The sequence below is a fragment of the Rhodococcus shunpengi genome (assembly GCF_048381395.1).
Taxonomy (GTDB): Bacteria; Actinomycetota; Actinomycetes; order Mycobacteriales; family Mycobacteriaceae; genus Rhodococcus.
In genome coordinates this window covers 73,843-85,716 of record NZ_JBLWIU010000024.1, presented here as the reverse complement: position 1 = coordinate 85,716, position 11,874 = coordinate 73,843, and the positions used below count along the sequence as shown (strand labels likewise).

Annotated in this window: 11 protein-coding genes; 2 read left to right on the top strand and 9 right to left on the bottom strand. The window is 70.5% G+C overall.

The features are described from left to right. Positions 1 to 49 precede the first annotated feature (49 nt). On the bottom strand, positions 50 to 352 hold the full coding sequence (groES, locus tag ACNJ7K_RS12655) for a co-chaperone GroES (protein WP_006550071.1): 303 nt from the start codon (positions 350 to 352) through the stop codon (positions 50 to 52). A 311-nt stretch (positions 353 to 663) separates the two neighbouring features. On the opposite strand from groES, the gene ACNJ7K_RS12650 reads away from it, so the two are divergent. After that, the gene (locus ACNJ7K_RS12650; protein ID WP_487041766.1) at positions 664 to 2,385 is read left to right on the top strand and encodes an Hsp70 family protein; all 1,722 of its coding nucleotides are present in this window, start codon (positions 664 to 666) and stop codon (positions 2,383 to 2,385) included. Between the two features lie 40 nt (positions 2,386 to 2,425). Here the strand turns inward: ACNJ7K_RS12650 and tsaD are convergent, their stop codons facing one another. The 8 genes from tsaD to glmS all read right to left on the bottom strand — a co-directional run bounded on the left by tsaD (position 2,426) and on the right by glmS (position 10,895). Beyond that, positions 2,426 to 3,454, bottom strand: coding sequence for a tRNA (adenosine(37)-N6)-threonylcarbamoyltransferase complex transferase subunit TsaD (gene tsaD, locus ACNJ7K_RS12645; RefSeq protein WP_159419168.1), 1,029 nt, complete (start codon positions 3,452 to 3,454; stop codon positions 2,426 to 2,428). A gap of 44 nt (positions 3,455 to 3,498) precedes the next feature. Further along, positions 3,499 to 4,014 (bottom strand): ribosomal protein S18-alanine N-acetyltransferase, encoded by a 516-nt coding sequence (rimI, locus tag ACNJ7K_RS12640; protein WP_159417825.1) that lies wholly within the window; start codon positions 4,012 to 4,014, stop codon positions 3,499 to 3,501. After that, positions 4,011 to 4,679, bottom strand: coding sequence for a tRNA (adenosine(37)-N6)-threonylcarbamoyltransferase complex dimerization subunit type 1 TsaB (gene tsaB, locus ACNJ7K_RS12635; RefSeq protein ID WP_268654101.1), 669 nt, complete (start codon positions 4,677 to 4,679; stop codon positions 4,011 to 4,013). The genes rimI and tsaB overlap by 4 nt, the downstream gene beginning before the upstream one ends. A gap of 79 nt (positions 4,680 to 4,758) precedes the next feature. Beyond that, positions 4,759 to 5,217 (bottom strand): tRNA (adenosine(37)-N6)-threonylcarbamoyltransferase complex ATPase subunit type 1 TsaE, encoded by a 459-nt coding sequence (tsaE, locus tag ACNJ7K_RS12630; RefSeq protein WP_268655770.1) that lies wholly within the window; start codon positions 5,215 to 5,217, stop codon positions 4,759 to 4,761. A 22-nt stretch (positions 5,218 to 5,239) separates the two neighbouring features. Beyond that, the gene (locus tag ACNJ7K_RS12625; protein ID WP_159417822.1) at positions 5,240 to 6,298 is read right to left on the bottom strand and encodes an alpha/beta fold hydrolase; all 1,059 of its coding nucleotides are present in this window, start codon (positions 6,296 to 6,298) and stop codon (positions 5,240 to 5,242) included. Between the two features lie 4 nt (positions 6,299 to 6,302). Then, positions 6,303 to 7,475 (bottom strand): alanine racemase, encoded by a 1,173-nt coding sequence (gene alr, locus ACNJ7K_RS12620; protein WP_487041765.1) that lies wholly within the window; start codon positions 7,473 to 7,475, stop codon positions 6,303 to 6,305. Between the two features lie 58 nt (positions 7,476 to 7,533). Beyond that, positions 7,534 to 8,985 (bottom strand): NAD(P)H-hydrate dehydratase, encoded by a 1,452-nt coding sequence (locus tag ACNJ7K_RS12615; RefSeq protein ID WP_487041764.1) that lies wholly within the window; start codon positions 8,983 to 8,985, stop codon positions 7,534 to 7,536. A 44-nt stretch (positions 8,986 to 9,029) separates the two neighbouring features. After that, entirely contained in the window at positions 9,030 to 10,895 is a 1,866-nt protein-coding gene (gene glmS / locus ACNJ7K_RS12610; protein WP_120279948.1) for a glutamine--fructose-6-phosphate transaminase (isomerizing), read from the bottom strand. A 128-nt stretch (positions 10,896 to 11,023) separates the two neighbouring features. Between glmS and ACNJ7K_RS12605 the strand changes: the two genes are divergently transcribed. Further along, positions 11,024 to 11,872 carry a hypothetical protein gene (locus tag ACNJ7K_RS12605; protein WP_487041763.1) on the top strand — a complete coding sequence of 283 codons (849 nt, stop codon included), beginning with the start codon at positions 11,024 to 11,026 and terminating at the stop codon, positions 11,870 to 11,872. Positions 11,873 to 11,874: the final 2 nt, after the last annotated feature.

Genomic DNA, 11,874 nt, shown 5'->3' with positions numbered 1-11,874 from the left:
TATTCCGCCCCGGGTCCGAAACGGGACACCGGGGCGGAATGCAAGCGGCCTACTTGGCGACGACAGCCAGGACGTCGCGCGCAGACAGGATCAGGTACTCCTCGCCGGCGTACTTGATCTCGGTTCCGCCGTACTTGCTGTAGATGACGACGTCGCCTTCCTTGACGTCCAGCGGGATGCGCTTGTCGCCATCTTCGTCCCAGCGGCCGGGGCCGACGGCGACGACGGTGCCCTCCTGGGGCTTCTCCTTCGCCGTGTCCGGGATGACCAGGCCGGAGGCAGTCGTCGTCTCGGCCTCGTTGGCCTGGACGAGGATCTTGTCCTCGAGCGGCTTGATGTTCACGCTCGCCACGATGAGCCCTCCACTTTCAGGGGTAATGGGGTCCGAGAACCGGTGTTCTCGAACACGGGTGTGTTCAGTCATCACGGTGACTCCGCACGCGTCCCGTCGTCGCGGGTGCCGGGCCGGCGCTCGGTGTCACTAGCACTCTATACACGCGAGTGCCAGCGCTCAAGGGCAACGGGTGCAAACACGCCGACCTGCGTCGAACCCGGCGTCATGTTACGGTTGAATAACGGAAACCCATGAGCGTGATCGTTCGGTGACCTCAGCCGAGGTAGGCCCTGGACGCCTGGTCGTCGATCACGCACGGAAGGTGAACAATGCCCACGTCGCTCGGCATCTCCGTCGGCGCCTCCGGCGTCGGCTCGGCCCTGCGCGTCGATGCTGCACACGCGCCCACAACGGAATTCCGCAGACTCGCCTCCGAGTCCCAGCCCGGGCGCGATCTCGGAGATCTCGTCTTCGACGCCGTCTCGCTCACGTCTCCTCGCGGAACCGCCCGCGGAGCCGACAGTCCCGACATCATCACAGTCGCATACCGCACCGAGGAACAGGCGAACGAGATCCGCACGGCCGCCGAGCGGACGGGCCACATGGTCCGCCTCGTTGCGGAGACCACCGCCGCCCTCGAATACCTCTACACCGTGGGGGTCCGTCGCGAACCCGGCGCGATCGCGCTCGTGGACATCGGAGCCACCGGCACGACCGTCTCCGTCCTCGACCGCGCGACCGGCACCCTGCTGCGGTCCGCACGCACCGAGACCGTCAGCGGCGACGCCCTGACCGCACGTGTGCTCGATCATGTCCGCAACGCCACCGAGCGGATGCGCACCCGGCGGCAGATCGACCCCGGCCTGCTGGCGGCCCGGTGCCAGGGCGCCCAGGAGGCACTCTCCTCGGCGACGACGACCCGCATCGACATCGCCGAGGCCGGTCCCGACGCGACGGTCACCCTCACCCGAGCGCAACTGGACGAACTGACGACCGATCTCGCCGACGAAGCGGCGGCGTTCACGCGGCGCATCTGCTCGAGCACCGATCCGGTTCCCGAGACCATGGCCCTCATCGGAGGCGCGGCCGCGTCCCCCGTCCTCGCCGCGGCGATCTCGGCGGAGTTCGACGGCGAGATCGTCACCGTCCCCGAACCGGGAGCGGCTGCCGCGATCGGTGCGGCGCTGTCGGCCGATTCCCTGTCCTCGGTCGGATACACCGTGGTCGGTGCCCTGTCGCGCACCGGCAACCGATCCTCGGGTCGTGTCTCCGGTGCGGTCGCCGGGCTCCTGGTGCTCAGCGCGATCATGGCCGGCTTCGCCACCCAGCACTTCACCGAACGAGACAGCAGCGACGCCCAGGTGTCGCCGCGTTTCACGAGCGGCGACGTCCCCACGCAGGAGGCCGGTCCCGGCGAGTCGGCCGTCCCGTCCCACGACCCGCCGCCCGAACCCGTGACGTCCCGGAGCACCCAGGACGCACCCGCGCCCACGACGGTTCCCTGGCCGTTGCCGACCGTCGAGCACACCGTTCCGTCGACCCAGGATCCGTGGCCCACCGCGCCCGAGTCGTCGAGCACCACCGTGACACCCACGCCGATCGATCAGGTGCCGACACCCGGGTCGACAGCGGAGGAAGAGTCCGACACGGACCGACCGTTCACGTCGCCGGATTCCGAGACCGCACCGAGGCCCGATCCGGACTCCACGGCTCCGGACACGACCGCTCCGGACACCACAGCTCCGGACACGACGGCTCCCGACACCACCGAGCCGACCACGCCGCCGGAGACGACGAGCCCTGCGCCCACCGATCCGGAGACGACCGAACCGAGCACCGGCGTGAGCCCGACCCCCCCGTCGACCACATCGCCGACCGAGACGCCGTCCGCGTCGCCCACCGGCGCATATCCGACCGACGTGTCCTCCACGATCGCGTCCGTCACGGAGGAGAGCACGACCGTGCCGTCCACCGGACAGACCACGACGGGCGACACGACCACCGGGGAGACCACCACCGGATCCGGAACCTCGGAGATCGCCCCCACCTAGGCGGAGCGCCCTCCTCGGGCGACGGATCGGTCGGGAACGGTCAGGCGACGACCTGCGACACCGACACCGACAGGCCCGGATCCGTCGCAGCGCCCAGCGAGGACGGCTGCGCCCCCGCGGCGATGAGATGCGCGCCCAGCGACGCGATCATGACGCCGTTGTCGGTGCACAGCTTCGGTCGCGGCACACGCAGGGTGATACCGGCGGCAGCGCACCGTTCCTCGGCGAGCGCGCGCAACCGGCTGTTGGCGGTCGCTCCACCACCGAGGACGAGCGTGTCGACACCGAGATCCTGGGCGGCCCGCACGGCTTTCATGGTGAGCACGTCCGCCACCGCCTCCTGGAAACCCGCAGCAACATCGGCGACCGGCACCGGTTCGCCCGCACGTTCCTTCGCTTCGACGAAGCGGGCCACCGCGGTCTTGAGACCGGAGAACGAGAAGTCGTGACGCGCGTCGCGCGGACCGGTCATGCCCCGCGGGAACACGACTGCGGTGGGGTCGCCCTGGCGGGCCAGCCTGTCGACCTCGGGACCGCCGGGATAACCGAGCCCCAGCAGTCGCGCGACCTTGTCGAAGGCCTCCCCGGCGGCGTCGTCGACGGTGGTGCCGAGTTCGACGATGGGCTTGCCGAGATGTTCGACGTGCAGCAGGTGGGTGTGACCACCGGAGACGAGCAGCGCCACGCAGGGCGGCATCGGTCCGTGCTCGAGGGTGTCGACCGCGACATGGCCCGCGAGGTGGTTGATCGCGAAGAACGGCACGTTCCACGCTGCCGCGTAGGCCTTGGCGGCGGCGACACCGACGAGCAGTGCTCCCGCGAGTCCCGGACCGATGGTCACGCACACCGCGTCCGGCTTCTCGATCCCGGCCTCGTCGAGGGCGCGCCGCATCGTCGGCCCCATGGCCTCGAGATGGGCGCGGGATGCGATCTCCGGCACCACACCGCCGAAGCGGGCGTGCTCGTCCACGCTCGACGCCACGGCGTCGGCCATCAGCTCGAGGGTGCCGTCACCCACCCAGCGGACGATGCCGACACCGGTCTCGTCGCACGAACTCTCGATGCCCATCACGACGGGGCGCTCGGGCAGCTCGAATCGGGGGCTGGTGGTGCTCACGCCGGTGACTCCTCTCGCGGATCCGGACGACGCATCGTGTACGCGTCCGCGCCGCTCGGCTGGTAGTAACGCTTCCTGGTTCCGACGATCTCGAAGCCCTCGCGCCGGTACAGGGCGATCGCCGCGTCGTTGTCGGTGCGCACCTCGAGGAAGACCGGTCCTCCCCAGCGGTCGGCGACGGCCAGCAACTCCCCCAGGAGGGCTCCGCCGATCCCCCGGCGGCGCGCGGCGGGGTCCACGCCGATGGTGTGCACCTCGGATTCGGGTTCGATGGCCGTACCGAGTCGCGCGAGTCCCGCGTAACCGATCAGCCGGCCCTGCGGATCGCGTGCCGCGAAGTAGCGATTGTGAGGCGAAGCCAACTCCGAACGGAAGGCATCGGCGCTCCACGGGTCGTCGCCGGGGAACAGGATCTGTTCGAGTTCGGCGCAGCGTGGTGCGTCCTCCGGACGTAGCGCGTCGATGACGACCGCGTTCTCCGCGGCCGTGTTCTCCTCGGGTGTACTGGTCATGCTCGGCGGTTCGCGGTCTCCACCGCGTCGGGGCGGCGCAGGTACAGGGGCACGAGCGGCTCCGGGGCGGCGCCCGCGCGCAGGGCGTCGGCGGCGACGATCACCAGGCCCGCCGGGGACGGCGTCTGCACGTCCACCGCCGGGAGGTCGAACAGCGCGACGTGCGACGGCGAGCCCGCCACCCGCACCGACGGCTCGGCGGGCACGTCGGCGGGCTTGCGCACCTCGGGTCCTTCGACACGGCGGCCACCGGAATAGCGTGCCCAGTAGATCTCGCGACGACGGGCGTCGGTGACGACGAGCAGATCGTCGTCCGTACCGTGTTCCCGGTGGACGTCCGCGGCGATCGCGTCGAGGCTGCACACACCGTGCACGGGGATGCCGAGAGCATCACCGAAGGCTGCAGCGGTGGCCATGCCGACACGGAGACCCGTGAACGGACCCGGTCCGATGCCGACGACGATCGCGTCGAGATCGGTGGGTGCGGCGCCGGCCTCGGCGAGGCATTCGAGGATCTGCGGGGTGAGAACTTCGGCGTGCGCTCGCGGATTGTCGAGCACGCGCGCAGCGACCGTATCGGGCCGGGCATCGTCCCGACCGCGGTCGAGACGGACGACTCCCGAGGTCACGGCGGGGGTGGCGGTATCGACAGCGAGCACGAGCACGATGTACCAGCTTACTCCGCACGACCTGCCCGGTCGGTGCGCAGTGACGGAAGCCACCGGCATGCGGGGTACCGGTGGGTCAGCCGACCCACTCCCACTCGGCACGGCGGACGTCGGTGCCCGGGTCGCGCCGGAGCCGGACCCTCAGATGCCGTTCGGCGAGCTGCTCGACCAGGCCACCGCCCCATTCGACCACCACGACGGTGTCGGTCAGGTCGGTGTCGAGGTCGAGCGCGTCGAGTTCGTCGAGGGCGTTCGGTCCGTCGCCGAGACGGTAGGCATCGACGTGGACGAGCCCGACCGGTTCGCGTCCCTCCGGACTACCGGGACGGTGTTCACGGGCGATGACGAAGGTCGGGGAGGTCACGCGTCCCTCCACGCCGAGGCCGGCGGCGATTCCGCGGGTCAGCGCCGTCTTGCCCGCGCCGAGCGGCCCGTCGAGCACGACGAGGTCGCCGGCCCGCAACTCGGCTGCCAGCCTGCGCCCGAACGCCTCGGTGTCCTCCACGGTCGGCAGTTCGATGCTCTGCGCCCCCACCTGCGGCCCACTCGATTGCGACTCACCCAATTGCGATCTGCCTTCCGCTCGCTCCCTGCGTGAAACTCCGCTGGATCAGGCGATCGAGGGCACGATCGACCACCTCGGGGAACTCCAGCTGCACGAGGTGCCCGGCACCACGTACCCGCTTGAGTTCGACGTCGGGCAGTTCCTCCGCCAGCGCCTCGGAACTCGCGTACGGGATGACCATGTCGGCGTCGCCGGACAGCACCAGCACGGGCACGGTGCCCAGGACCGGAAGCGCCGCGGACTCGTCGTGCAGTTCGAGGGTGCGGAGGAAGTTGACGATGGTGAGCACCGACGTCTCGTCGAGCATCCGGTCGGACAACTTCACCAGGCGGGGGCTCACGACCGTGCCGTAGGACGCCGCACGCAGGATCGGGGTTACGACGGCACGGGCCGCGCCGCGGGCGAACTGCACGAATCCCGGTGCGGTACGCGCCGCGTACCGGAACGCGTCGATCACCGGGTTCTCGAGATTGCGTCCGATACCGGTCTTGCTCAGACCTGCCGCGGTGGTCGCCAGGAGCCCGACGCCCACGATGCGTTCACCGAACAGGTCGGGTCGCTGGGAGGCGAGGGCGATCGCGGTCATGCCGCCCATCGAGTGGCCCACGACCACCACCGGACCGGTAGGCGCGACCTCGTCGATCACCCGGCCCAGGTCACGGCCGAGCTGCGCGATGGTGCACGTCGCGGCACCGGAGAAACCGGATTCGCCGTGACCACGCTGGTCGTAGAAGACGGCACGCACGTCGCGTCCCCACTGTTCGCGCAGGTGTCGGTACTGCATGTGCCAGGACTGCATGCGCAGGCAGTAGCCGTGGACGAACACGACCGTGAGCGGAGCCAGCGACGAGCCGCTCTCACGGACCACGAGCGGCACACCGTCCTCGGTGGTCACGATGCGGCGCGGGAGCCGGAGGATCTCGTCGAAGTCCTCGTTCTGATAGATCTCGTGGGCGGGCGCGCCCGCGGTCTTGACCGCGTACAGTCCCGCCGACGATGCGAGCGTCGCGAGGCTCGCACCGAGGAGTCCCATCCTGTTCACGAGGGACATGACGTCACGCTCCCTTCGCTCCGACATAGGTCCGGACGGTCCGTCCGCCGATGCCGGTCACGATCTCGTAGTTGATCGTGTCCAGCTTGTCGGCCCAGTCCTGGGCGTTCGGTTCTCCATGACGCCCGTCACCGAAGAACAACGCCTCGTCGCCCTCGCTTACTCCTGCCCCGTCGGGGCCGAGGTCGACGACGACCTGATCCATGCACACGCGCCCGATCTGCGGGCACCGGCGCCCGCCGAGCTGCACCTCGATGCGCCCGCTGAGATTGCGGCGGATTCCGTCCGCATATCCCATGGGCAGCAGCGCCACCGTCGTATCCGCGGGAGCGGTCCAGGTGTGCCCGTAGGACACGCCGTCTCCCGCCTTCACCTTCTTCACCAGCACCACCCTCGCCCGCACGGTCATCACCGGCCGGAAGCCCAGGTCGCCGAGTTCCGGGATCGGTGTCAACCCGTACATCGCAATTCCGGGCCGAACCATGTCGAATCGCAGGTCGGGACGGGTGACGGTGGCCGCGGAGTTCGACAGATGCACCACTTCGGGAGCCAGATGGTGCCGCCGCAGATCCGCAACGGCCTCGCTGAGCCGGTCGCGCTGCTCGGCGTTGCCCGGATGCTCGGGTTCGTCGCCGTGGGCGAGGTGCGAGAACGCTCCACGCAAGCGCACGACACCTTCGGCCTGTGCCCGGCCCAGGTCGCGCAGCATGTCGTCCCACTCGTCGGCGGCGACACCGTTGCGGTTGAGACCGGTGTCGACCTTGACCGTGACGGTCGCGGTGACCCCGACCTGCCGGGCCGCCTCGACGACGGCCGCGAGGTGGCGCGGCGAGGACAGGCCCAGTTCGACCCCGGCCTCGACGGCGGGAGCGAAATCGGAGTCGGCGGTGTGCAGCCACGACAGGATCGGCGCCTCGATACCCGCGGCGCGGAGTTCGAGTGCCTCGCCGAGCGTCGTCACACCCAGTTCGCGGGCACCTGCGGCGAGCGCGGCGCGCGCGACCGGCACGGCTCCGTGGTTGTAGGCGTCGGCCTTGACGACGGCCATGACCGCAGCCGGACCCGCGTACTCCCGGAGCGCTCGTACGTTCTCCGCCACAGCGTCGAGATCGATGACGGCTTCGGCTTGGGGAAGAACGGTACGTGCAGGTCGCGGGGTGCGTTGGGTCGTGGTCACGTCTGTCGATCCTGCCACTGTGCCGTCGAACGCCGACGTCGTGTCCCCGTGTGCCACGTCACGATTCGGCAATGTGGGTGCGCAGCAGACGAATCGAGTCGCCGATGCGGGAGAGGATCGCGCTCGCCGAGATCGGCGCCGCTCCGGGAGAATCCGGGTCCTGCGCGGCGAGGTTCGCGGCGAGCGCATGGGCCCGAGCACCGGCCGCCGCGGCCAGGTCCACCGGCATGCCCGACGAGAGCAACGAGCCGATGACACCGGCCAGCACGTCCCCGGCGCCCGCGGTCGACGCCCACGACCCGCCCGCGTCGTTGACGAAGACGTGCCCGTCGGGTCGTGCCACGAGGGTCGCGCGGCCCTTGAGCAGCACGTGCACACCCCAGTCGGCGGCGAGGGAACGTACCGCCGCGACCCGGTCCGGTTCGGGACGCTGCCCGGTCAGGCGTGCGAATTCGCCGGCGTGCGGGGTGAGCAGGGTGGGCGCGGACCGGCCCCGCACGAGACCGGGTTCGCGGGCGAGGAGCGTGAGCCCGTCGGCGTCGACGAGCACCGGCAGGTCGGTGGCGAGGATGTCGCGCAGGTTCGCGCAGGCCTCGTCGTCGGTACCGGCGCCCGGCCCCACGACCCAGGCCTGCACTCGCCCGGTCTCCGCCACCGAGGGCGACACGACGACCTCGGGGAACCGCGCGAGCACCTCGGAGGCACCCGATCCGGCGTAGCGCACCATGCCGGAGGTCGCGGCGACGGCCGCTCCCGTGCACAGCACACCCGCCCCCGGATATCGGGCGCTGCCGGCACGGATACCCACCACACCCTGGGAGTACTTGTCGTCCTCGGCGCCGGGCACCGGCCAGATCGCACCGATCTCGGACGGTTCCGCCGCGACCAGCCCGGCCTTCGGGAGTGTGAGTCCGATGTCGACGAGTTCGACGCGGCCGCAGCGCGCGGCGGCGAGCGCATGGACCGGCTTGTAGGCGCCGAAGGTGACGGTCACCGCGGCCGTGATCGCCGGTCCGTCGACCGCGCCGGTATCGGGATCGACACCGCTCGGGGTGTCGACGGCGATGATCGGCGCAGTGATCTCGTCCACGATCGCGGCCGCCGCCGATCGGAGCGGGCCGCGCCCGGAGATGCCGACGATGCCGTCGAGCACGAGGTCCGGGTCGCCGACGTGCTCGGGAGTCGCCTGGACGATCCGCCCACCGGCCTTCCGCAGTGCCCGCAGACCCGCGGGGTGCACCCGGTCGGGGTCGAGCAGCAATGCCGTGACGGACACGCCGCGGTGGCGCAGGAAGGTTCCCGCCCACAGCGCGTCGCCGCCGTTGTCGCCGGATCCGACGAGCAGGCTCACCCGCCGACCGGCGATTCCACCGGTGCGTTCGCGCAGTTCGGAAGCCACGACCCGCGCGAGTCCGTACGCCGCGCGCCGCATGAGCGTCCCCTCGGGGAGGGACGCCAGCAGCGGGGCCTCAGCCGCACGGACCACGTCGGACGGGTGAAAACTGCGCATTGTCCCCCTACCCTGTCACTCCTGCACCGGCGGCGGGTGGGCCGCTACTCGACGGTGACCGACTTGGCGAGGTTGCGGGGCTTGTCGACGTCGTAACCGCGGGCCTGCGCGACCTCCGCGGCGAAGACCTGCAACGGCACCGTCGACAACAGCGGCTGCAGCAGCGACGCCGACGACGGGATCTCGACGAGGTGATCGGCGAACGGCCGGACCGTCTCGTCGCCTTCCTCGGCGATGACGACGGTGACGGCTCCGCGGGCCTGGATCTCGCGGATGTTGCTGAGCAGCTTGCTGTGCAGCACGGCGCGGCCCTTCGGCGACGGCATGACGACGATGACGGGCAGCCCGTCCTCGATCAGCGCGATCGGGCCGTGCTTGAGCTCACCGGCGGCAAAACCCTCGGCGTGCATGTACGCCAGTTCCTTGAGCTTGAGCGCACCCTCGAGCGCGACCGGGTAGCCCACGTGCCGACCGAGGAACAGCACGGCCGGCGAGGCCGACAGCTCCCGCGCCAGCGCCCGCACCGGCTCCATGCCGGTCAGCAGCTCGGCGATCTTCTCCGGCATCGCCGCCAGGTCCTGGTATTCGCGGGCCACCTCGTCCGGATACTTCGTGCCGCGCGCCTGCGCCAGCGCCAGACCCACGAGGTAGTTCGCGGCCATCTGCGCCAGGAACGCCTTCGTCGACGCCACACCGATCTCCGGGCCGGTACGGGTGTAGAGCACCGCGTCGGCCTCCCGCGGGATCTGCGCGCCGTTGGTGTTGCACACCGCCAGCACCCGCGCCTTCTGATCCTTGGCGTGCCGGACCGCTTCGAGGGTGTCGGCGGTCTCCCCCGACTGCGAGATCGCCACGACCAGCGTGGACCGGTCGAGCACCGGATCGCGGTAGCGGAACTCCGAGGCCAGCTCGACCTCGACGGGCAGGCGGGTCCAGTGCTCGATCGCATACTTGGCGACCAGGCCCGAGTGATACGAGCTGCCGCAGGCGACGACGAACACCTTGTCGATGTCGCGCAGTTCCTGATCGGACAGGCGCTGCTCGTCGAGCACGATGCACCCGTCGACGAAGTGACCGCGCAACGTGTCGGCCACCGCGGCCGGCTGCTCCTCGATCTCCTTGAGCATGAAGTAGTCGTGGCCGCCCTTCTCGGCGGCGGCGAGATCCCAGTCGATGGTGAACGGACGCGTCGCCACGTCGGTGTTGCCGTCGAAGTCGGTGACCTCGTAGGAGTTGTTCGTGATCACCACGACCTGGTCCTGCCCGAGCTCGACCGCCTCCCGGGTGAACTCGATGAACGCCGCGACGTCCGAGGCGATGAACATCTCACCGTCGCCGACCCCGACGACCAGCGGCGTCGACCGACGCGCCGCGACGATCGTGCCCGGATGATCCGCGTGGGCGAAGACCAGCGTGAACGCACCCTGCAGCCGGCGCAGCACACTGCGGGCGCTGTCGACGAAGTTGCCCGCCGTCGGGCCCTCGGCGTAGGCGCGGGCCACCAGGTGCACCGCGACCTCGGTGTCGGTGTCGCTGGCCAGCTCCACACCCGACTTCTCGAGCTCCTCACGCAGCGGCGCGAAGTTCTCGATGATGCCGTTGTGCACCACCGCGACCTTGCCGGTCGCGTCGCGATGCGGGTGCGCATTGCGGTCGGTGGGACGACCGTGGGTGGCCCACCGGGTGTGCCCCATCCCCGCGGTACCGGCGAAGTGCTCCTCGCCGATCTCGGCGAGCTCGGCCTCCAGATTGACCAGCCGCCCCGCCTTCCGCTCGACGGCCAGAGCACCCTTGCCGTCGAGGATGGCGATTCCCGCCGAGTCGTAACCCCGGTACTCCATCCGCCGCAGCGCTTCCACCACGACGTCGAGAGCACGACGGTGCCCGACATAGCCCACGATTCCGCACATGCCTAGCAGGGTACTGGTCGACCCCCGCCCGGGAACAACACACCGGTGAGCCCGTACACGTGCATCGGGGCACGCCGTCCGGTACGCACCGACCCCGGCGGGCAGCGCCATCCGCTAACGTTCAGGCCGTGGCGGCGAACCCCAAGAAACTGGCTCAGGAACTCTCCCGGCGCGGCCCGCACTCGGTGCTGCGCGGCGACCTGGCGCTCGCCGGTCAGCCGGGTGTCGTGTACACCCCCGCGGAAGGCTTCGACCTGCCCGCGATCGCGTTCGGGCACGGCTGGCTCACCGGGGTCACGAAGTACACGAAGCTCTTCGAGCACCTCGCGTCCTGGGGAATCGTCGTGGGCGCGCCCAACACCGAGCGCGGACCGGTGCCGTCGGCGATCGGGTTGTCGACCGACCTGCTCACCACCCTCGACATCTGCACCGGCGTGCGTCTCGGTACCGGGCGGATCAGTGTCCATCCGTCGAAGCTCGCGCTGGTAGGCCACGGCTCGGGTGCCGGGGCGGCGGTGCTCGCCGCAGCGAGGCGTGAGGTCGCGGCCGTCGCTGCGCTCTATCCCTCGCCCGTCTCCCCCGCCGCCTCCGAGGCGGCCGGCCGCGTGCGGGCACCGGGCCTCGTCCTCGTCGGTGAGAAGAGCATCGGGTCGATGACCAGCGACGCCGTCGCGGTCGCCCAGGGCTGGGGCAGCGACGACGTGCAGCTGCGGGTCGTCGACAAGGCGAACGACGAAGGACTCGTCGAGGGGCGCCGCCTGCTCGGAGCTCTCGGCGTCGGCGGTGCCGAGCGTCGCACCCAGGAACGCACTCGTGCGCTGCTCACCGGCTTCCTGCTGCACCGTCTCACGGGCGACAAGACGTACGCGATCTTCTCCGACCTCACCACCGAGCTGCCCGGCTCCACGGTGATCTCCGACCCCGACGTCGTCGACCGCGATCTCGGCACGCAGGTCAACCTGCTCCTCGGGCGCTGACG